Raw genomic sequence first — 20,235 nt, 5'->3', positions numbered from 1 at the left:
GCCGGCGGGTGGTTGGCGCGGCGCGCGCGCGCTCGCTGCTGCTGACGGTCCTCGGCGAGTTCGTCCTGCCCGCGGGCGAGCCCGTCTGGACGGCCGCGTTCCTGGAGGCGCTCGGGCTGGTCGGGGTGGAGGAGAAGGCCGTCCGGCAGGCGCTCGCCCGCAGCGCGACCGAGGGCTGGCTCTCCGGCGAGCGGCACGGCCGCCGCACCGCCTGGCATCTCACCCCGGCCGGGCGGCGGCTGCTCACCGACGGCACGGACCGCATCTACGGCTTCGGCCGGCCCGGCGGCGACTGGGACGGGCGGTGGCTGCTGGTCCTCGCCACCGTCCCGGAGACGAACCGGAAGCTGCGGCACCTGCTGCGGACCCGGCTGTCCTGGAACGGCCTCGGGAACCTGTCCCCCGGCGTGTGGGTCAGCCCGCATCCCGAGCGCGAGCCCGAGGTGCGCGAGGTGCTCGCCGAGATCGGCGTCGCGGACACCTCGACGCTGTTCGTCGGGAGCCTCGGCGACCTCGGCGAGGCGCGCCGCGTGGCCCGGCAGGCGTGGAACCTGGACGAGATCGAGCTCGCCTACGAGGACTTCCTCGACGCGGTCCGCGCGCTGCGTCCCGCCGACGACCCCGGGACGTTCGCCGCGCACGCCCGGCTCGTCCAGGAATGGCGGCGGTTCCCGTTCCTCGATCCGGCGCTGCCCGCCGAGCTGCTGCCGGACGACTGGAGCGGCTCGCAGGCGTTCGCGCTCTTCCACGAGCGGCACGGCGCGTGGCGGCCGGTCGCCGACCGCCACTGGAAGGCCCTGACCGCCGACTGACCGGCCCGCGGGCCCGCCGCTCGCCGGCCGGCCGCCGGCTAACCCGCCGCCGATGACCCCGCCGCCCGTCCGGTCGCGGGCTCCGGCGCGTCCCGCGGAGTGAGCCGCAGCAGGTTGACGGTGCCCTCGGCGACGACGCGGTCCCGGTCGTCGGTGATGGTCGCCTGCCAGGTGACGTGGTCGCCGACCCGGTCGACGGGGCGGGCGCGGGCGGTCAGCCGGCCCTCCCGGACGGCGCGGATGAAGCGCGTGTGGTTGCTGACGCCGACGACCTGGTGCTCCAGCCCGACGGTGAGCGCCGCGCCCATGCTGCAGACGGTCTCGTTGACGGCGCAGTAGACGCCGCCGTGGACGATCCCGTACGCCTGCATGAGCCTGCCGGTCACCTCGATCTCGGCGACGACCTCCCGGTCGGACGCCGCGGTCACCACCAGGCCGAGCGTGCGGTCCAGCGGGCCGGCGTAGCCGGCCGGTTCCACCGCCATCGCAGCCTCCTCGACGATCTTCCGACGCTATCCAGCCGTCCGAAAGGTCGTCAATGCACCGTTACGTCGCATCGTGGTGCCGGCCCGCCCGCGCCTCCAGGTGTAGGAGGCCGCCTGGCGGGAAGGGTCGCACCGCCTTGTCCACGGGCTGGAGGTGACCGCGGTGAGCGGGCTGGTCGGACGGAACCTGCTGGCAGGCGCCGAGCCCGACGTCGCGAAGGACGCCGGGTACCCCGACGCCCCGCCGCGCATGGGCTTCTTCACCGACACCTCCGTGTGCATCGGCTGCAAGGCCTGCGAGGTCGCCTGCAAGGAGTGGAACGCCGTCCCCGAGGACGGCCTGGAGTTCACCGGGATGTCCTACGACAACACCCAGGGGCTCGGCGCGGACACCTGGCGGCACGTCGCGTTCATCGAGCAGGACAAGCCCATGGGCAACGCCGACTCCGGCGTCCGCTGGCTGATGGCGTCGGACGTCTGCAAGCACTGCACGCACGCCGCCTGCCTCGACGTGTGCCCGACCGGGTCGCTGTTCCGCACCGAGTTCGGGACCGTGGTCGTCCAGGAGGACGTCTGCAACGGCTGCGGCTACTGCGTGCCCGCCTGCCCCTATGGCGTCATCGACCAGCGCAAGGAGGACGGCCGCGTCTGGAAGTGCACCCTGTGCTACGACCGGATCGGCGACGGCCTCGAACCGGCCTGCGCCAAGGCGTGCCCCACCGACTCCATCCAGTTCGGCCCGCTGGACGAGCTGCGCGAACGCGCCGCCGCCCGGGTCGACCAGCTGCACGACATCGGCGTGGACGACGCCCGGCTGTACGGGCACGACCCGGAGGACGGCGTCGGCGGCGACGGCGCGTTCTTCCTGCTGCTGGACGAGCCCGAGGTGTACGGGCTGCCGCCGGACCCGGTCGTCACCACGCGGGACCTGCCCGCCATGTGGAAGCACGCGGGCGCCGCCGCCGCCGCGCTCGCCGCGGGGGCCGCCGCGCTGTTCGCCGTCCACGGCCGGCGGGGAGGCGGGCGATGAGCACGTCCGACGTCACCAAGGGCGGGATCGAGGGGCGCCGACCCGGCCGGGACGCCCTGATCGGCCAGGGGACCGGCAAGGGCGGGCGCCGGAGGCGCCGTGGCGGGCGCGGCGAGCGGGCGATGGTGCCCGAGGCCGAGTTCACGTCCTACTACGGCAAGCCCGTGCTGAACGCGCCGGTGTGGGCGGCGTCCGACGTCGCCGCCTACCTGTTCCTCGGCGGGCTGGCGGGCGCCGGGTCGGTGCTGGCGGCGGGCGCGGAGCTGACCGGGCGCCCGGTCGCCGCGCGGGCGCTGAAGATCTCCTCGCTGGCCGCCATCGCGGGATCGGCGGCCGCGCTGATCCACGACCTCGGACGTCCCGCGCGGTTCGTCAACATGCTGCGGGTGATGAAGCCGACCTCGCCGATGAGCATGGGCTCGTGGGTGCTGGCGGCCTACGGGCCGGCGGCCGGCGCCGCCGCCGTGCTGGACGCGACCGGGCTCTTCAAGCCGCTGGGCAGGGCCGCGACGGTGGGCGCCGCGGCCCTGGGGCCGGTGGTCGCGACCTACACCGCCGTCCTCATCGCCGACACGGCGGTGCCGGCCTGGCACGAGGGCTACCGGGAGATGCCGCTGGTGTTCGTCGGCTCGGCCACCGCCGCCGCGTCCGGGATGGCGCTGCTCGCCGCGCCCGTCACCGAGACGGCGCCGATGCGCAGCGCCGCCGTCCTCGGCGCGGGGCTCGACCTGGCCGCGGTGAAGCTGATGGAGCGCCGGCTCGGGATGGTCGCGGAGCCGTACCGGCAGGGCAAGGGCGGCGGGCTCATGCGGGCGGCGCGGATCCTGTCGGCCGCGGGCGCGGCCGGAGGCGCGGTGCTCGGCGGGCGCAGCCGGATCGCGGCGGCGATCAGCGGCGCGGCGCTGCTGGCGGGCTCGGCGTGCACGCGGTTCGGAGTGTTCTACGCCGGCATGCGGTCGGCGGAGGACCCGAAGTACACGGTGATGCCGCAGCGGGAGCGCGCGAACGCGCGGGACACGGCGAAGACCGAAGGCGCATGACCGTCCGGTTTCTGCAAGAAGCATGAAATCTTGCGCAATCCCTTGACCCGGCTGCAAGAGGAGAGCATTCTCACGGTGCTCGCGGACGGCCGTCCCCCACCCCCTCAGGCACGCGCCATGTGCCCTGTGACAGGAGTTCGCCGACATGCACCGTGGAACCTCCGCACGCTCCCTGATCACCGCCGCCACCCTCCTGATCGGCGCCGCCGCGCCGTCCCTCACCGGGACGGCCCGCGCCGAAGCCCCGCTCGCCGCCGCGGATCTCAATGCCGGTGACGTCACCGCCAACCTGTGGGAATGGAACTGGAACTCCGTCGCGCGGGCGTGCACCGACCAGCTCGGGCCCGCCGGGTACGGCGCGGTCCAGGTCGCTCCGCCCGCCGAGTCCGTCAGCCTCGCCTCCAGCGGCGACGGCGCCCACCCCTGGTGGGAGGTCTACCAGCCCGTCTCGTACAACCTGACCAGCCGGCTCGGCACGCGCGCCCAGTTCGCCGAGATGGTCACCGCGTGCCACGGCGCGGGCGTCCGGGTCTACGCCGACGCGGTCGTCAACCACATGGCGGGCGCGAACAACACGACCACCACCACCTACGGCGGCTCGACGTTCGACCCGTCCGGCTACGCCTACCCCGCCGTCCCGTACGGGTACGGCGACTTCCACCATCCCGGCGACGGGTACTGCAACGACGACGACGGCGTCATTGACGACTGGAACGACACCGCCGAGGTCCAGAACTGCGAGCTGGACCACCTCTCCGACCTGCAGACGCAGACCGGCTACGTCCGGGGCGAGATCGCCGCATACCTCAACGACCTCATCGGGCTCGGCGTCGACGGGTTCCGCGTCGACGCGGCCAAGCACATCCCGCAGGCCGACTTCGCCGCCATCAAGAGCGCGCTGCACCCCACGACAGCGGAGGGGAAGGCCCCCTACATCGCGCAGGAGGTCATGCCGGGATCGACGGCCGACGCCCTCAAACCGTCCGCGTTCACCGCGAACGGCGACGTCATCGGCTTCTCCTACGCCGACGGGCTGAAGGCGCAGTTCTCCGCCGGCACGCTGTCCAACCTGTCGGGCATCCCGTCCTGGTCGCTGGACGCCGCCGGCGGCCAGACGTTCGCGATGGTCGCCAACCACGACACCGAGCGCAACGGCAGCACGCTCAGCTACAAGAGCGGCACCGCGTACACGCTGGCGAACTACTTCCTGCTCGCCTACCCGTACGGCAGGCCGTCGGTGTTCGACGGGTTCACCTGGTCGGCGGCCGGGCAGTCGCCGCCCGCCGACGCCGGCGGTTTCGTCAAGGACGCGAACTGCTCGGACGGCTGGCAGTGCATCACCCAGTCGACCGGCGTCAAGGGCATGGTCGGCTGGCACAACGCCACCGCGTCCGCCACGACCGTCTCGAACTTCACGGCCACGGCCGGCAACGTCATCGGGTTCGGCCGGGGCGGGAAGGGCTGGATCGGGCTGAACGCCTCGTCCAGCGCGTCCACCGCCGCCTACACCACCGGCCTGCCGGACGGCGTGTACTGCGACGTCATCACCGGCGGCGCCAGGACGGGCGGCTGCAACGGCACGGCCGTGACGGTGTCGGGCGGCACCGCCACCGTCACGATCCCGGCGGGCGGCGCGGTCGCCATCGACGTGGACGCCACGACCGGCACCACCGGCGCCTCTCCGCACACCGCGAACGACACCTGGCGCTGAGCACCCGCGGCGTGCCGCCTCGGCGAGGCGGCACGCCGCGCGGTCATCCGCCCCGCGCCGACCAGCCGCGGCGGCGTAGCCCGCTCAGGAGGCGGGGCGGTCGCGCGGCGTGCGGAACAGGCACTCCTGGGTGAGGCTCGCGACGAGGGAGCCGCCGCGGGTGTGGATCGTTCCCGAATACAGGCCGCGCCCCGACGCGACGGTCAGCGGGACGAGGTCCATCAGCACCCAGTCGTCCATCCGGACGGGCCGGTGGAACCAGACCGCGTGGTCGAGGCTGGACCCGGACCGGGCCGTCCCGTCGTGCAGCGCCGACAGCCCGGAGGAGATGTCGGACAGGTACGTCAGCACGCACGCGTGCAGCAGGTCGTCGTCCGGCAGCGGCTCGTCGCAGCGCGACCAGAGCCGGGTCGGGAAGTCCGACGCCGGGTACGGCTGCGGCGGGACGCGGCTGTCCATCGAGAACAGCCGCGGCATCTCCGCGTCGGGCAGCGTCTCGGGGGCGGGCGCGTCGGGGGCGGGATGCACCTGGCGGTCCTCGTCCTCGGCGGGCCGCTGGAACGACACCGACATGTTGAAGATGACCTCGCCGCCCTGCAGGGCGACCACGCGCCGCGCGGAGAACGAGCGGCCGTCGCGGTCCCGGTCGACCCGGAAGATCGTGGGCCGGGCGGCGTCGCCGCCGCGCAGGAAGTAGCCGTGCAGCGAGTGCGGCAGCCGGCCCTCCGGGACGGTGCCGCCCGCCGCGCGCAGCGCCTGCGCCGCGACCTGCCCGCCGTAGAGCGGGTACGGGTCGTCGAACACCAGGGCGCCGCGGTACAGGTCCCGGTCGAGCTCCTCCAGGTCCAGGAGCTCCAGGACGGAGTGCCGCTCTTCCAGGCGCGGTTCGGGTTGCTCGGAGATGGTGGGTCGCACGGTCGAGACGTTATCCGACGCGGTCCGGCGCGGTTCCGGCCGCCCTCACGGCCGGACGTCGTCGACCAGTCCCCAGGCGAGCGCGGTGCGCGCGTCGACCGGCTCACCGGTGAGCGCGAGGTACAGGGTGCGCCAGCGGCCGATCCGGCGCGGCAGCGACACCGTCCCGCCCGCGCCGGGGATCAGGCCCATCGCCACCTCCGGGAGCCGGAACGTCGCGTCCGCCGCCGCGACGACGCGGCCCGCGAAGGCGGGCAGCTCCACGCCGGCGCCCACGCAGGCGCCCTGCACGCGGACCTCGATGCGCGTCCCGAGCCGGTGGATCGGCCGGGCCGCGCCCGCGCGGGTCCGCACGAAGTGCGCCGTCGCCAGGTCGGGCGCGGTGCCGAACTCGTCCAGGTCGCCGCCGGAGCAGAACACCGGGCCCGCGCCGTCCAGGACGACCCGGGCGATCCCGTCGTCGAGCAGCGCGAGCCGGAGGGCGTCGACGAGCGCGTCCCGCAGCTGGCGCCCGTAGGCGTTGCGGCGCTGCGGCCGGTTCAGCGTGATCGACAGCACGTCCCCGTCCCGGGCCAGCAGGACCGGGTCGGGGACGTCGGACGGCAGCAGCCGCGGCCCGCGCGAGGCCAGCCACCGCGCGAACTCCGCCCCGCCGAGCAGCGCCGAGTACGCGTAGGACTCCACGTCCAGCGCCGCCGGGACGTCCATCCCGGCGGTGGTGCGCAGCACGTCGCGCAGCACCAGCGCCGCCTGCGGGTTGCGCTCCGCCGCGTCCCGCAGCGCCGCGGCGCGCTCCGCCGGGTCCGCGGCGGCGACGCACTCCGGCCCGGCGTCCGCCGCCCCGGTGAGCGTGACGTCGAGGGCGCGGACCAGCGCGGGGTCGCCGGAGCCGACGCCGACGAGGACGCGGTCGCAGTCCCGGGCGCGGCGCGCGGCGCGCTCCACGACCGCGGCGTCGGCGGGCGCGAGGTCCACGACGGCGAGGGGGGCGCGGACCGCGCCGTCGCCGTCGAGCGGAGGCGCGTCCGCCGCGCCGTCCGCGAGGTCCGCTATCGAGATGTGCACGCCGGTCCCTCTCGCCCGGGGACCCTCCGGCGGGACGGCGGATCCGCGCGATGATCTCTACCGGGACGCGAGTGTAGCGCCGGACCGGGTCCCGGACGCGGCGCCGGTGCCCGCGAGTCCGCGCAGGTGAGCGAGGTGGACCGTGCCACGCGGCCACCTCAGCGTGGCCTTCGTGGAGGCGGACGGGCGGCCGGGCGGCGGGTTAGGCTGGAGGCTCCCGGAGCCCGGTGGGGCGTCCGGGACGTCCGGACGATGGCGTGCGGGGAGGGGCCGTGACGGCACCGGCAGAGGCCGCCGAGAGGGTCCGCATCATCGATGCCGCGTACCGCTGCCTGCTGGCGGCGAACGGCGTGCCGGTGACCGTCGGCGACGTGATCGCGGAGGCGGGGCTGCCGGGCGAGGCGTTCGCCCGGCACTTCGCGTCCAAGGACGCGCTGCTGCTGGCGATGTTCCGGCGCGACGGCGCGCTGATGACGGCGGAGATGCGCTCGTGGGCGGCGTCCGCCGCGGGTCCGCCCGAGGCGCTGCGCGCGGTGGTCGACGGCATGCTCCGGATCACCGCCGACGACCGGCGCCGCCGCCGCGCGCTGGCGCTCGCCTCGGGCGAGGCGGTGCGGGCCCGCGGCTGCACCGAGGAGCGCGCCCGCGCGGTGGCCGAGCAGGAGGCGCTGATCGCCGAGATCCTCGCGGCGGGCCTGGCGGACGGGTCGCTGCCGTGGGCCGACCCCGAGCCGGACGCGCGGTCGATCCGGGCCGCGCTCGGCCGGGCGTTCGAGCACCAGCTCACCGGGACGGCGCGGGAGAGCGCGTCCGCGGCCGCCGCCCAGCTCACCGCGTTCCTGTTCCGGGCGCTCGGCGTCCGCAGCGCGAACGGCCGTCCCATGACGAATGTCATGGGCGGGTGATGCGCCGTCTCACTGCCGGTGACCCGGCCCCCGCGCGGACCATTTCCGGTATGAACGAGAACGAGAACGGCACCGCCCAGGACCTCCGCCACCCGCAGAACCTGCGGGCCTTCCGCGACCTGAAGCTGCTCACCGGCGGCTACCTCGCGCTCAGCTGGCTCACGATGGGAGCCGCCTTCCTCCTCCGCGACCACCGCTCGATGGTGAACGACAACGTCTGGGTGCGGGGCGGCATCGTCGCCCTCGCCTCCGTGCTGTCGTTCGCGCTCGCCCACCGCGCCGCCCGCGGCTCCCGGGGCGCGTTCCGGCGGCTGCGGATCCTGTCGGCGGTGATGACCGCCGCCATCGTCGTGATCGTCTCGCTGCCCGGCTTCCTCCCCCCGTGGATGCGGATCGAGCAGGCCGTCTGCGGAGTGCTGCTGCTGGGCGTCGTCCTCATCACCGCCCGCGGCCGCATGCGGGCACTGTTCGCCGCCAAGTGAACGCGGACGAGGCGACGGGAGGCCGGTAACGTGCCGGGCATGCAGGACGCCGTGGAGCGGCCGCCGGACGGCGGCCCGCCCCCGAAGCAGCGCGGCGCCGACCCGCACCGGTGGGCGCGCGGCTGGCGCCGGACGGCGCTGGCGACGGGAATGCTGGTGTACCCGTCGGTGACGGCGCTCGGGGTGGCGCAGTACTCCTCGGGGGCCGCCGCCGCGGCCGGGTTCGCGATCGCCGGGGCGTTCGCGGTCACCTACGTCCTCGCGGGCGGGGCGGTCGTGCGCCGGGACCGCGGGCGGCTCTGGCTCTTCCACGGCGTCATGGTCGTGCTGTTCCTCGCGGAGCTGCCGTTCGCCCGGAACCTGGCCTTCTACCTGTGGGCGGTCATCACCGCCCTCACCGCCCTGATGCTGCGCCGGCGCATCGCGCTGATCGTGCTGGCCGGGGCGCTGCCCCCGCTGATCGTCCCGTGGGCGGTGCGGCCGTGGCACACCGGTCCCGACCTGCTCACCGCGCTGATGGTCGTGTTCACCACCATGACCGTCTACGCGTACGCCGAGATGGCCGGCGCCAACGCGGAGCTGCTGGAGGCGCGCGCCGAGGTGGCCCGGCTGGCGTCGGAGGCCGAGCGCGCCCGGATCGCCCGCGACCTGCACGACCTGCTCGGCCACTCGCTGACCGTCATCACGGTCAAGAGCGGGCTCGCCCGGCGGCTCGCCGAGAGCGGCTCCGCCCGCTCGGTGGAGGAGATCACCGCGGTGGAGGAGCTGGCGCGGCAGGCGCTGACGGACGTGCGCGCCGCGGTGTCGGGGTACCGGCAGGTGTCCCTCGCGGGCGAGCTGGCGCGGGGCCGGGAGGTGCTGCGCGCCGCGGGCGTCGCCGCCGACCTGCCGGCGGCGACGGAGATGGTCGACCCCGCCCACCAGGAGCTGTTCGGCTGGGTGGTGCGCGAGGGCCTGACGAACGTGGTCCGGCACGCGCGCGCGACCCGCTGCACGGTGACGCTGTCGCCCGCGGGCGTGGAGATCCTGGACGACGGGGTGGGCGCCGCCGCGTCCTGCGGGAACGGGCTCACCGGGCTGCGGGAGCGGGTCGAGGCGGCCGGCGGCGGCGTGGAGGCCGGCCCGGTCCGGCCGCGCGGCTGGCGGCTGAAGGTGACGGTCGGGACCGCGGAGGGTGCGCGCACATGACGATCCGGCTGCTGCTCGCCGACGACCAGGAGCTCATCCGCACGGCGCTGGCGACGCTGCTCGACCTGGAGGACGACTTCGAGGTCGTCGCCGCCGTGGGCCGCGGCGACGAGGTGGTCGGCGCCGTCCTGGAGCACCGGCCGGACGTGGCGCTGCTCGACATCGAGATGCCCGGCGTGGACGGGCTGGCCGCGGCGGCGGTGCTCGCCGAGAAGGCGCCGGACTGCCGGGTCGTGATCCTGACGACGTTCGGCCGCGCCGGCTACCTGCGCCGCGCGATGGGCGCGGGCGCCGTCGGGTTCGTGGTCAAGGACGCGCGGGCCGAGGCGCTCGCGGACGCGGTCCGCCGGGTGATGGCCGGCGAGCGGGTCGTCGACCCGGCGCTGGCGGCGGCGACGCTGGCGGCCGGGGACTCGCCGCTGACCCCCCGCGAGGTCGACGTGCTCAACGCGGCGCGCTCGGGCGCGACCGTCGCGGAGATCGCCGGGAACCTGTACCTGTCGGAGGGGACCGTCCGCAACTACCTGTCCGCGGCGATCGCCAAGACCGGGACCCACAACCGGATGGAGGCGCTGCGCGTCGCCGACGAGCGCGGCTGGCTCTGACCGTCCCGGCCCGGCGCCCGCCCTCCTCCGGCCCTCCTCTAGTCCGCCTCGGCGCTGCCGCTGACGCGCAGCTTGCGGCGGGCGCGCTCGTAGAAGGTCGTCCCGCCCAGCCGGACGACGCGGGCGGCGCCGCGGGCGGCGGTGACCCGCAACCGGTCCCCCGCCTCGAGCTGCGCGGCGATCCCGCCGTCCACCTCCACCGCCAGCGTCCCCGACGTCGGCAGCAGCGTCAGCTCGACGTCCTCGTCCGCCGACAGCATGACGGCGCGGTTGAACGTCGAGTGCGCCGCCGCCGGCACCACCAGGAAGCCCTCGACGGCGGGCGAGACGATCGGCCCGCCGGCGGAGTAGCTGTAGGCGGTCGAGCCGGTCGAGGTCGCCACGATCACCGCGTCGCCCGCGTACCGGACGAACGGGTGGCCCTGCACCGACACCTCCACCGCGGCGAGGCCGTCGCCCGGCATCCGCACCAGCGCGATGTCGTTGAACGCGGACACGACTTCGCCATCGGGCAGCCGCATGCACACCGCCATCCGCGGCTCAACCTCGTACCGGTGCGCGTCGATGCTGGTCAGCGCGTCCGCCAGCCCGTCCACGTCGATCTCGGCGAGGAACCCGAGGCGCCCGAGGTTGACGCCGAGGACCGGCGTCGCCGCGCCCGCCGCCAGCCGCATGCTGCGCAGCATCGTCCCGTCGCCGCCGAGGCTGACGAGCAGGTCCGCGCGCTCGGCGAGCGCGGCGGCCTCCACCGCCACGGCGCTGCAGTCGATCCGGCCGATCTCGTCGGGCAGCCCCAGCACCGCGCCGCCGCGCCGGCCCGCCCATCCGACGATCGTGTCGACGGCCGCCTTCGAGTCGCGTTCGGGATGCAGGACGAGCCCCACCGTGTGCACCATGCCCATGACAGAACCGTACGGCCCCGAGGGGCGGTTCAGCGGTCGTCCGGGAGCGGCGCGGCGAGGATCCGCAGCAGGATCTCGGTGAGCGGGCCGTGCAGGGCGGGCAGGCCCGCCGCGTCCCCGGCGCAGACGTGCGCGGTGATCAGCTCGGCGATGGCGCCGACCGCGGCGCGGTAGGCGGCCTCTTCGACGGGCGGCCACTCGGGGTGGCGTTTCGCGGCGTGCTCGCGCCAGAGCCGCAGCACGTCGGCGACCGCCCCGTACGCCTTGTTGCGGCCCTTTAGCGCGCGCGGGCCGACGGCGGGCAGCTCGATCAGGATGCAGCGCGCGTACTCCGGCTCGCGCGCGCACAGGGTCAGGTACGAGCGCAGGCCCGCCTGGAGGACGGCCCGCGGAGACGGCTTCGCGCCGAGGCTCTTCGGCGCGTTCATCAGCTCCCGCAGTATCACCTTCTGGGCGTCGGCGAGCGCGGTAAGGAAGCAGTCCTCCAGGCCGGTGAAGTGGTCGTAGAACGCCTTGCGGGACACGCGGGCGCGGGCGACGACCATCGCGACGGTGGTGCGGGGGTAGCCGTGCTCGGCGACGGCGGAGATCACCGCGGCGAGCAGCCGCTTCCGCTGCGCCTTGCGGACGACCGGCGCGGGCAGGCTGCTGCGCCCGCGGGGCAGGCCGGGACGCGCCGGGTCGTAGACCTCGGCCAGCCGGGGGCCGCCGGGTCGCCGATCGCCGGACCGCGGGCCGCCGGGGGAGGCGCCGTCGTCGGGGGGCCGCTGTCGTTCGATGCAGCGCATTGTAGTGGGCGGACGCCCGGCGGCCGTGCCGCCGTGAGCGGCCTTTCTATGGGCGGTTGCTAACCGGTCCGCGGCGTTTCCGCATCACCGTCCGTATCCCGCCCCATCGGCCGGGGTCCACCATGTCCGGGACCCACAGGTACGCATGCGTACTTCTGAGAGGAGTCCTCATGAGAGTCGGACAGGCGGGCGCCGCGACGGCCGGGCGCGGCCCGCTGCGGCGCTCCCTCGCCGCCCGCGCGGGCGCCGCCCTCGCGCTGCTCGCGCTCACGGTGCTCGCGTTCGTCCAGGCGCCGCCCGCGCACGCGCTCCCACCCCAGGACGTGCCCGCCGTCGGGGTCGACACCGGCCGGTTCAAGCTGCCGATCGGCTGCACGATCAGCCTCGGCGGGCTGCCGGTGTTCTACCTGCCGACCGACGTGGACGTGCAGGGCGTCGCACCGGTCCAGCTCGGGCCGGGCCAGCGGTTCTACCTCTCGCAGGGATCGGGCAGCATCACGTTCCCGTCCTGGCTGACCTCGCTGGCGCCGATCCTCGGCATCGACAGGGCGGACGCGAAGATCACCGATCTGAGCATCGGAGCGAGCGGCTCGACGCCGTCCAGCATCAACATCGCGGCGGGCGGCCCGTTCGAGATCGACGACATCGCGATCAATGCCGGGCGGCCGCTCAAGGTGGGGCTGCCGCTGACCGGGACGTTCGACGTCGGCCCGTACACCGCGCCGGACGGCGGCAAGGTCACGCTCGCGTTCGAGCACGCGCTCGCCGAGGTGGACCTGAAGTCGTCGGCCGGGTTCAGCCTGCCGATCACCGCGGACTGCAAGCCGTCGGCGGGCAACGCGCTGCTGACGATCGCGGTCGGCGGCGCGGCCGGGCAGCCGCCGGCGAAGATCACCGGCGCGCCGCTGAACTTCCCCGAGCCCGCGTCGAACGAGCTGGTCGGCATCATCAACGCGCCGTACACGTGCAAGGTCGGCGCCGACGCCCTGGAGGTCGGGATCGCGGTCGGCGCGCACATCCCGCTCGTCGCCAAGCGCGGGAGTTCGTTCTCCTTCACCCAGGCCAGCGGCGCGCTGGTGATCCCGGCGGGCACCGTGAACAAGCTGATCGACAAGGGCTACACGTCGGCATCCGGCAAGGTCACGGCGCTGAACCTGGCGGTCGAGGGCGGCACGCCCGCGACGCAGAACGTCATCCCGTCCGGCGGCATCGCGATCCCGAACACGCCGCTGGCGCGCGACGAGCAGATCACGGTGCCGCTGCCGGGCGACGGCACGCTGACCGCGGGACCGTTCACGCCGTCGTCGTCGGCGACGAGCACGTCCGTCGCGCTCGGGTCGGCCGCCGCCGACCTGTCGTTCAACGGCGGGTCCACGGCCTCGGCGACGTGCGGCGCCCCCACCCCCACCGTCTACCTGGTCGACAACCCGGTGACCTGACCGCGCCGGCCCGCCGCGTCCCGGCACGGGACGCGGCGGGACGCGGCGGGATCCGCCGGGTCGCTCAAGCGGGGGTGAGCCGCCAGTAGCCGTGCGGGTTGTGGAAGAAGTCGTCCTCCGCGAACCGCTCGCACGGGCCGTGCCGCAGCACCCACTGGTCGGCGCCGTCCTCCAGGGCGAACGTCTCGCCGTCGTGCAGCTCCCGCGTCCGCTGCTCCATCAGCAGGTAGAGCGCCAGCCCGTCGATCAGGTCGAGGACGTCCTCGGGGTGCGGGGCGCCCGGATGGTCCAGCTCGACGTCCGGGGCGCCGAGCAGGTGCATGCCGCAGCTGAAGTACAGCGCGCCGGTCGTGATCGGCCGCTTGACGCACGCCTGGTACAGCGGGACGGCCGCCTCCTGGCCCGCGTACGCCTTGTAGGCGAGGTCGAGCCACCGGTCGCGGCCGTGCGCGAGCCCGTTGCTCTCGTTCTTCACCGCGGTCGCGCCGGAGCGCAGCAGCCGGGCGGTCAGCGCGAGGGTGCGGCGCGCGACGGTGAACGCGACGCCGGGGCGGGCGGCCGGCGACAGCAGGTAGGCGACGGTGTCGTGGCCGCGCACCGCCTCCCAGTCCAGAGCGGTGAACGAGGCGGCGGCGCCGCACGCCTCGAACGCGGCCGGCATCCGCGGGTCCGGCGCGTGCCCGGAGTACTCCCAGTCGAGCTCGAAGCCCTCCGGCTCGGCGATCGCCTCGACCTCGGCGAGGTCGAGCCCGGCGCCGAGGACGCACAGGACATGCCGGGAACCCACCGACGTGTGCTCATCAATCATCAGGCGGCAGGCTACGCGAAGATCGTGGTCATGGCAGAGGTTCGCCGTGATCAGCGGGCCGCCGCCGCGGGGGCTGCCGCGGGACGCGCGGTGCGGCCCGTGCCGGCGGGCGGGAAGCACCTCCGGGAGACGGGGCCGCATCAGCGGGACGCGGCGGGGAAGGGTGATTGCATGGACTTATGACGCCGTCCGGACGAGCGCGATGTGGGGCAGGTCACAGCCGGACCGGGCCCGATCGCGTCACGTTCGGCGGCACTGATCCATCTTCTCTGTGACGGGTCGCACGGAGGGTTTGGAGGGGGCATGGGCGCCATACCGGAGAGCAGCACGCCACGGCGGTTCAACCTGACCATGCTGAACGCCGCCTATGACGCGTTCCGACGGGACATGGCCCGGATGTCGGCCGCCGCGGACGCGGACGCCGCGCCGGACCCCGGGCGGGTCGCCCGGGGATGGGCGATGTTCCGCCGGCACTGGCTGGCCCAGCAGGCCGCCGAGCAGCGCGCGTTGTGGGCGGTGATGCGCGGCCGGGAGCGTCCCGCCGTGTTCGACGCGCTGGAGACGCGCGCGTTCCGGGTCGTCCCGCTGCTGGACGGGGTCGACGCGGCGCTGGAGCACGGCGACCGGCGCGCCCTGCGCCAGTACGCGCGGGCGCTGCCGGCGGCGGTGAACGACCTCCTGGACTACAAGGAGGCGGAGATGCTGCCGCTCATCCACCGCGCGCTGACCCCGTTCGAGTGGGGCACCTTCGACGTCGAGATGCGCCGCGAGCTGGGCATGCGGGGGCTGGGATCGTTCGTGCCGTGGCTGCTGGACGGGGCTCCCGACGCCACGTCCCGGGCGGTGCTGCGGCTGCTGCCGCCGCCGTTCCGGATGCTATACCGGGCGCGCTGGCTGCCGCGCTACCGGCGCCGGGAGAGGTGGGCGGCGCCCGCCGTCTGAGCGCCGCCATGGTCTGAGCGCCGCCATGTGACGGGCGTTACATCGCCTTGTGTCACGTTTCGCCGGTCTGGATCGGTCTTATGCGCAGAACCGGTCCAGACCGACGAAAGGACGGCGTCGATGGCGGACACGATGCCGAGCACGGGGACGGGTGCGGCGCGGGGCGTCGACGCCGCGGCGCACGCCCTCGACGAGCGGCTCGGCACCACCGGCTTCGCGCGCAAGGCGCTGCGCAAGGCCTTCCCGGACCACTGGAGCTTCCTGGTCGGGGAGATCGCGATGTACTCGTTCGTGGTCATCCTGCTCACCGGGGTGTACCTCACCCTGTTCTTCAAGCCGAGCATGAACGAGGTCACCTACCACGGCTCGTACACGCAGTTGCAGGGCGTGCGGATGAGCGAGGCGTACGCCTCCGCACTGAAGATCAGCTTCGACGTGCGGGGCGGGCTGCTCGTCCGGCAGCTCCACCACTGGGCCACGCTGATCTTCCTGGCCTCGATCCTGGTGCACACGCTGCGGCACTTCTTCACCGGCTCGTTCCGCAAGCCGCGCGAGCTGAACTGGATCATCGGCGTCGTCATGCTCATCCTGGCGATGCTCAACGGGCTGTTCGGCTACTCGCTGCCGGACGACCTGCTGTCGGGCACCGGCATCCGGATCCTCGAGGGCGTCACCGCGGCCATCCCCGTGGTGGGGACGTACCTGGTGATGTTCCTGTTCGGCGGGGAGTTCCCCGGCAACGACATCATCCCGCGGCTGTACGTCATCCACGTGCTGCTGATCCCCGGGCTCCTGGCGGCACTCGTCCCGCTGCACGCGGTCGTGCTGACCTGGCGGCAGACCCACACCCAGTTCCCCGGCAAGGGCAGCAGCAACACCACCGTGCGCGGCTACCCGTTCTTCCCGGTGTTCATCGGCAAGACCACGTCGCTGTTCCTGTGGGTGCTGGGCGTCACCACGCTGATGGCCGCGTTCATCCAGATCAACCCGATCTGGCTGTTCGGCCCGTACGACCCGGGCGCGATCAGCTCCGGCTCCCAGCCGGACTGGTACATGGGCTGGCTGGAGGGCGCGCTGCGGATCATGCCGGCCTGGGAGGTCACCGCGTGGGGGCACACGGTCACGCTGAGCGTGGTCGTCCCGGCGCTGGTGGTGCCCGGGGTGCTGTTCACCGGACTCGCCCTCTACCCGTTCCTGGAACGCTGGGTCACCGGCGACCGCCAGATCCACCACCTGCTCGACCGGCCCCGCGACGTCCCGGCGCGGACCGGGATCGGCATGGCCGGCGTGGTGTTCTTCGGCGGCCTGTGGGCGGCGGGCGGCAACGACGTCATCGCCGACCGGTTCGACGTCCCGCTGTTCTGGACGACCTGGTTCTTCCGGGGCCTGGTGATCCTCGGGCCCGTGCTGGCCTACGCCGTCACCTACCGGATCTGCGTCGGCCTGCAGCACCGCGACCTCGCGCTCGTCGAGCACGGCCTGGAGACCGGCGTCATCCGGCGGTCGCCGGAGGGCCGGTACAGCGAGGTGGAGCGGCGCCTTCCGGCGGAGCGGACGGCCGCGATCACCGATCCGCGCCCCGCGCCGGCGGTGCCGCTGGACCTCCCGCCCGAGACCGGCGGGGTCGAGAGCCCGCGGGCCCGGAGCCGGACGGCGCGGATGCGCGCGGCCCTCAACCGCCGGTTCCGCGCGGACCTGGCCGTCGTCCCGGACACCGCGCCGGACGCCCCCGCGATCGAGGACGGCGGCGCGCACGGGGAGGGCGCCGGCTCGGCGGCCGCGCGGGCGTCCCGCTGAATCCGCGGGCCGGAACCCGGTCCCTTTTCCGCTCCGCACGGGTCCGTACAGGTGTGAGAGCGGTGGAGGGAAGTGCCGATGGCCGATGACGGGGAGTTCGCGCGGCTGACCGATCCGTACCGGTCCGAGCTGCTGGTGCACTGCTACCGGATGCTCGGGTCCCTGGACGAGGCGGAGGACCTCGTCCAGGAGGTGTACCTGCGGGCGTGGCGGTCGTTCGACCGGTTCGAGGGGCGCGCGTCGCTGCGCACCTGGCTGCACCGGATCGCGACGAACGTGTGCCTGACCGGGCTCGGCGCCCGGCGCCGGCGGCCGCTGCCGTCGGGGCTCGGCGCCCCGGGCTCCGATCCGGAGGGCCCGGTCGGGCCGGCCCGGACGGAGGTCGAGTGGCTGCAGCCGCTTCCGGGCCGGTGGGCGGACGCGGCGGACGGCGGCGACCCGGCGGCGGTCGTCGCGTCCCGCGCGGGGGTCCGGCTGGCGCTGATCGCGGCGCTGCAGCACCTGCCCGCGCGGCAGCGGGCGGTGCTGATCCTGCGGGACGTGCTGGGCTGGCGGGCGGCCGAGGTCGCCGAGACGCTCGGCACGTCCACGATCGCGGTGAAGAGCATGCTGCAGCGGGCGCGCGAGCAGATCGAGCGGCTGGCCCCGGAGGAGGACGGCGTCGCAGAGCCGGACGACCCGGGCGTCCGCGCGCTGCTGGACCGGTACGCGGCGGCCTTCGAGAACGCCGACGCGGCGGCGCTCGCGGACCTGCTGACGCGGGACGCGACGCTGGAGATGCCGCCGTTCGCGGCGTGGTTCGCCGGCCGCGACCACGTGGCGCGGTTCGCCGCCGCGCACATCCTCGGCGCGCCCGGCGACCTGCGGCTGTTCCCCGTCTCGGCGAACGGCCGGCCCGCCGCCGCGTCGTACATGCGCGACCCGGACGGCGTGCACCGCGCGCACTGCGTCCAGGTGCTGACGGTCGCGGACGGCCGCGTCGCGGGGATCGTGGCGTTCCTCGATCCGGGCCTGTTCCCCCGGTTCGGGCTGCCCGCCGAGCTGCCGTACGAGCCGCCGTCCGCGGCGGTGCCCGGCGGACCGGTTCCTTCCGGATCGGCGGCGGTCTGTACCCGGTGAGCGATCCGCTCCAAGGGAAGGGACCGGGATGCCGGAGATGACGAGCAAGACCGCGACCGGCCGGGAGGCGTCCGAGGCGGACGCCGTCCCGGCGGCGCGGCGGGTCTGGACGCTGGTGCTGGCGGGGCTGGGGGCGTTCCTGTGCTCCCTGGACGTGGTGGTGGTGGCGACCGCGCTGCCGGTGCTGCGCACCCACCTGGGCGCGAGCCTGTCCGACCTCGAATGGACGATCAACGCCTACAACCTCGCCTTCGCCTGCCTGATGCTGACGGGGTCGGCGCTCGGCGACCGGTTCGGCCGGCGCCGGATCTACGTGACGGGCCTGGCGGTGTTCACCGCGGCGTCCGCCGCGTGCGCGCTCGCGGGCGGCGCGGGCGCGCTCGTCGCGGCCCGGGTGGTCGAGGGCGGCGCGGGCGCGCTCGTCGCGGCCCGGGTGGTCGAGGGCGCCGGCGCGGCGCTGCTGCTGCCGCTGACGCTGACGCTGATCAGCGACGTGTTCCCGGTGGAGAAGCGCGGCGCCGCCATCGGGCTGTGGGGCGGGATCACCGGCCTCGGCGTGGCCGGCGGGCCGGTGCTGGGCGGCGCGATCACCGACGGCCTGGCGTGGCAGTGGATCTTCTGGATCAACGTGCCGGTCGGGCTCGTGATGATCCCGCTGTCGGCGACGCTGCTGCGGGAGAGCCGCGGACCGCGCCCGCACCTGGACGTGCCGGGCCAGCTCCTCGCGGGGCTCGGGATGTTCGCGCTGACGTGGGCGCCGGTGCGGGCGCCGTCGGCCGGCTGGGACTCGCCCGAGGTGGCGGGGTCGCTGGCGGCCGGGGCCGTGCTCGTGGCGGCGTTCCTGCTGTGGGAGCGCCGGGCCGCGCATCCGATGCTGCCGCTGGCGTACTTCCGGCTGCGCGGCTTCGCGTCCGCGAACGCGGTGATCTTCCTGCTGGCGGTGTCGCTGCTCGGCGCGCTGTTCATGATGACCCAGCTGTTCCAGGTCGGGCTGGGCGACTCCCCGCTGCAGACGGGGCTGCGGCTGCTGGTCTGGACGGGCATGCCGATGGTCGCCGCGCCGCTCGCGGGCGCGCTCGCCGACCGGATCGGGCCGCGGCCGCTGATGGCGGGCGGGATGGTGCTGCAGGCGGCCGGGCTCGGCTGGCTGGCGGCCGTGACGGCGCCGGACGTATCGTACGGGACGCTCGTCGCGCCGCTGGTGGTCGCGGGCGCCGGCACCGGCATGGTCTTCGCGACGACGGCCGGGGCGGCGACCGCCGCGGTGCCCGCGGGCGACGCGGGCGTGGCGGCCGGCACCAACACGGCGCTGCGCGAGCTCGGCGCCGTCTTCGGCATCGCGATCCTCGCCGCGGTGTTCGCGCACAGCGGCGGCTACGAGACGCCCGCCTCGTTCATCGACGGGTTCAAGCCCGCCCTGTGGGTCGCGTCGGCGGTGGCCGCCGCGGGAGTGGTCGCGGCGCTGTGCGTCCCGGCGAAGGCCCGCGCCGTCCCGGCGGATTCGGCGGCCTCGGCGGGGCCGCGTTCCGCCGCGTCCCGGTCCTAGGACCCGGCGGTCCGGGCGGGCTTCTCGAACAGCAGGCGGATGACGGGTTCGGCGGCGGCCTCGGGGTCGTCGCCGAGCTCCGCGGGCAGGGCGCCGCGGAGCCACAGCTCGGCGAAGCCGTGCACGATCGACCAGGCGGCGATCGGGGCGGTCAGGTCGCCGCGGGGGCGGCCCGGGGCGACGCTCCGGGCGCCGCGCACGAGCACGCCGTCGGCGCGCGCGCGTGCGGCGACGACCTCGGGATCGTCGGCACGGTACAGCTCGGGCCGGAACATGACCTCGAAGTGCGCGCGGTGGTCGATGGCGAAGCGGATGTAGGCGAGCCCGACGTCGTGGAAGTCGTCGCCCGCGCCCTCGAGCGCGTCGGCGAACAGCCCATAGCCCTCGGCGGCGACGGCGGTGAGCAGCCCGGCCTTGTCGCCGAAGTGGTGGGCGGGGGCGGCGTGCGAGACGCCCGCGCGGCGGGCCAGCTCGCGCAGGCTCCAGGTGGCCGGTCCCGACTCGGCGATCGCGCCCACGGCCGCCGCCATGATGGCGCGCCGCAGATCACCGTGGTGGTAGGCGTCGTCACTCATGCCGCCGATCCTATCTTGCCATTGACAAGTTCACGGCCGCGGAGGCAATCTGGCCATTGACAAGATTGCATCCGAGCGAAG

The 20,235-nt window shown here is 74.8% G+C and carries 20 protein-coding genes; 13 read left to right on the top strand and 7 right to left on the bottom strand.

Going from position 1 to position 20,235, the window contains the following annotated elements:
• Window positions 1–812, top strand: an 812-nt coding sequence (locus ABT299_RS23780) for a PaaX family transcriptional regulator (protein ID WP_500252026.1), incomplete at its 5' end; no start/stop codon positions are given.
• A gap of 38 nt (window positions 813–850) precedes the next feature.
• Here the strand turns inward: ABT299_RS23780 and ABT299_RS23775 are convergent.
• Complete coding sequence (locus tag ABT299_RS23775; protein ID WP_387027040.1) at window positions 851–1,297, bottom strand: PaaI family thioesterase; 447 nt, start codon at window positions 1,295–1,297, stop codon at window positions 851–853.
• A gap of 250 nt (window positions 1,298–1,547) precedes the next feature.
• Here ABT299_RS23775 and ABT299_RS23770 point away from each other — a divergent pair, with 250 nt between their 5' ends.
• The 3 genes from ABT299_RS23770 (at window position 1,548) to ABT299_RS23760 (ending at window position 5,078) form a co-directional block, all read left to right on the top strand.
• A complete protein-coding gene (locus ABT299_RS23770; protein ID WP_206700325.1) occupies window positions 1,548–2,327 on the top strand; it encodes a 4Fe-4S dicluster domain-containing protein in 780 nt (259 codons plus the stop codon).
• Window positions 2,324–3,367, top strand: coding sequence for an NrfD/PsrC family molybdoenzyme membrane anchor subunit (gene nrfD / locus ABT299_RS23765; protein WP_500252025.1), 1,044 nt, complete (start codon window positions 2,324–2,326; stop codon window positions 3,365–3,367). Before ABT299_RS23770 ends, nrfD begins: the two co-directional genes overlap by 4 nt.
• 145 nt (window positions 3,368–3,512) lie before the next feature.
• Window positions 3,513–5,078: an alpha-amylase gene (locus tag ABT299_RS23760; protein WP_500252024.1), complete on the top strand. Its 1,566-nt coding sequence runs from the start codon at window positions 3,513–3,515 to the stop codon at window positions 5,076–5,078.
• Between the two features lie 84 nt (window positions 5,079–5,162).
• Here ABT299_RS23760 and ABT299_RS23755 read toward each other — a convergent pair whose 3' ends face one another.
• On the bottom strand, window positions 5,163–5,993 hold the full coding sequence (locus tag ABT299_RS23755) for an acyl-CoA thioesterase (protein ID WP_347257088.1): 831 nt from the start codon (window positions 5,991–5,993) through the stop codon (window positions 5,163–5,165).
• 45 nt (window positions 5,994–6,038) lie between these two features.
• On the bottom strand, window positions 6,039–7,058 hold the full coding sequence (locus tag ABT299_RS23750; protein WP_387027043.1) for an enoyl-CoA hydratase/isomerase family protein: 1,020 nt from the start codon (window positions 7,056–7,058) through the stop codon (window positions 6,039–6,041).
• Between the two features lie 272 nt (window positions 7,059–7,330).
• Here ABT299_RS23750 and ABT299_RS23745 point away from each other — a divergent pair, with 272 nt between their 5' ends.
• From ABT299_RS23745 to ABT299_RS23730, 4 genes are read left to right on the top strand one after another with little or no spacing between them, the layout of a single operon-like run.
• The gene (locus ABT299_RS23745) at window positions 7,331–7,963 is read left to right on the top strand and encodes a TetR family transcriptional regulator (RefSeq protein ID WP_190867134.1); all 633 of its coding nucleotides are present in this window, start codon (window positions 7,331–7,333) and stop codon (window positions 7,961–7,963) included.
• Window positions 7,964–8,013: 50 nt separating this feature from the next.
• A complete protein-coding gene (locus tag ABT299_RS23740; protein ID WP_500252023.1) occupies window positions 8,014–8,445 on the top strand; it encodes a hypothetical protein in 432 nt (143 codons plus the stop codon).
• A gap of 39 nt (window positions 8,446–8,484) precedes the next feature.
• Window positions 8,485–9,633 carry a sensor histidine kinase gene (locus ABT299_RS23735; RefSeq protein ID WP_500252022.1) on the top strand — a complete coding sequence of 383 codons (1,149 nt, stop codon included), beginning with the start codon at window positions 8,485–8,487 and terminating at the stop codon, window positions 9,631–9,633.
• Window positions 9,630–10,238, top strand: a complete 609-nt coding sequence (locus ABT299_RS23730; RefSeq protein WP_387027046.1) for a response regulator transcription factor — start codon at window positions 9,630–9,632, stop codon at window positions 10,236–10,238. The genes ABT299_RS23735 and ABT299_RS23730 overlap by 4 nt, the downstream gene beginning before the upstream one ends.
• 38 nt (window positions 10,239–10,276) lie before the next feature.
• Here the strand turns inward: ABT299_RS23730 and ABT299_RS23725 are convergent, their stop codons facing one another.
• Both ABT299_RS23725 and ABT299_RS23720 read right to left on the bottom strand, forming a co-directional pair.
• Window positions 10,277–11,140: an NAD(+)/NADH kinase gene (locus tag ABT299_RS23725; protein WP_190867126.1), complete on the bottom strand. Its 864-nt coding sequence runs from the start codon at window positions 11,138–11,140 to the stop codon at window positions 10,277–10,279.
• Window positions 11,141–11,169: 29 nt separating this feature from the next.
• On the bottom strand, window positions 11,170–11,928 hold the full coding sequence (locus tag ABT299_RS23720) for a TetR/AcrR family transcriptional regulator (RefSeq protein ID WP_387027047.1): 759 nt from the start codon (window positions 11,926–11,928) through the stop codon (window positions 11,170–11,172).
• 170 nt (window positions 11,929–12,098) lie between these two features.
• Between ABT299_RS23720 and ABT299_RS23715 the strand changes: the two genes are divergently transcribed.
• A complete protein-coding gene (locus ABT299_RS23715; protein ID WP_500252021.1) occupies window positions 12,099–13,367 on the top strand; it encodes a hypothetical protein in 1,269 nt (422 codons plus the stop codon).
• Between the two features lie 64 nt (window positions 13,368–13,431).
• Here ABT299_RS23715 and ABT299_RS23710 read toward each other — a convergent pair whose 3' ends face one another.
• Window positions 13,432–14,175, bottom strand: coding sequence for a DUF4261 domain-containing protein (locus ABT299_RS23710; protein ID WP_190867120.1), 744 nt, complete (start codon window positions 14,173–14,175; stop codon window positions 13,432–13,434).
• Window positions 14,176–14,478: 303 nt separating this feature from the next.
• Here ABT299_RS23710 and ABT299_RS23705 point away from each other — a divergent pair, with 303 nt between their 5' ends.
• The 4 genes from ABT299_RS23705 (at window position 14,479) to ABT299_RS23690 (ending at window position 19,579) form a co-directional block, all read left to right on the top strand.
• Window positions 14,479–15,117, top strand: a complete 639-nt coding sequence (locus ABT299_RS23705) for a hypothetical protein (RefSeq protein ID WP_387027049.1) — start codon at window positions 14,479–14,481, stop codon at window positions 15,115–15,117.
• A gap of 120 nt (window positions 15,118–15,237) precedes the next feature.
• A complete protein-coding gene (qcrB, locus tag ABT299_RS23700; RefSeq protein WP_500252020.1) occupies window positions 15,238–16,914 on the top strand; it encodes a cytochrome bc1 complex cytochrome b subunit in 1,677 nt (558 codons plus the stop codon).
• A 78-nt stretch (window positions 16,915–16,992) separates the two neighbouring features.
• Window positions 16,993–18,033 (top strand): sigma-70 family RNA polymerase sigma factor, encoded by a 1,041-nt coding sequence (locus tag ABT299_RS23695; RefSeq protein ID WP_500252019.1) that lies wholly within the window; start codon window positions 16,993–16,995, stop codon window positions 18,031–18,033.
• 37 nt (window positions 18,034–18,070) lie between these two features.
• Window positions 18,071–19,579, top strand: a complete 1,509-nt coding sequence (locus ABT299_RS23690) for an MFS transporter (protein WP_500252018.1) — start codon at window positions 18,071–18,073, stop codon at window positions 19,577–19,579.
• On the opposite strand, the gene ABT299_RS23685 is transcribed toward ABT299_RS23690, so the two are convergent.
• Window positions 19,576–20,154: a TetR/AcrR family transcriptional regulator gene (locus ABT299_RS23685; protein WP_190867112.1), complete on the bottom strand. Its 579-nt coding sequence runs from the start codon at window positions 20,152–20,154 to the stop codon at window positions 19,576–19,578. The genes ABT299_RS23690 and ABT299_RS23685 overlap by 4 nt on opposite strands.
• Window positions 20,155–20,235 lie beyond the last annotated feature (81 nt).

This window comes from Spirillospora sp. NPDC000708 (assembly GCF_040299565.1).
GTDB lineage: Bacteria > Actinomycetota > Actinomycetes > Streptosporangiales > Streptosporangiaceae > Spirillospora.
The sequence above is the reverse complement of the archived record's forward strand: the minus strand, read 5'-3'. Positions and strand labels throughout refer to the sequence as shown.